This window comes from Paraburkholderia sp. BR10954 (genome assembly GCF_040965775.1).
Lineage (GTDB): Bacteria > Pseudomonadota > Gammaproteobacteria > Burkholderiales > Burkholderiaceae > Paraburkholderia > Paraburkholderia youngii.
In genome coordinates this window covers 1-248 of sequence record NZ_JBFRCK010000347.1, presented here as the reverse complement: position 1 = coordinate 248, position 248 = coordinate 1, and the positions used below count along the sequence as shown (strand labels likewise).

1 pseudogene is annotated in these 248 nt (G+C 59.3%); it reads left to right on the top strand.

Annotated features, from left to right (window positions below):
- Nucleotides 1–58: 58 nt before the first annotated feature.
- Nucleotides 59–248, top strand: a pseudogene (locus AB4Y34_RS42515) (integrase); the annotation flags it as partial.

Below are 248 nucleotides of genomic sequence, written 5' to 3'. Positions count from 1 at the left end.
CGGAGCTCCTGCGCGATATTGCAGTGGCCGCAGAGGGCTTCCTCGCCGGAGAGCAGAAATGATCCCGCTCGCACCCCACGTCGTAACATTCCTTCGCGAGACCCTCGCACATCAGAGAGGCGCCAGTCAGCATACCTGCGATTCCTATGCCTGCAGCTTCCAACTTCTGTTCGAGTTTGCCGCCCAACGGCTCAAAGCGTCTCCCTCATCACTTGCACTGGAGCACCTCGATGCCGGAATGATCAGTG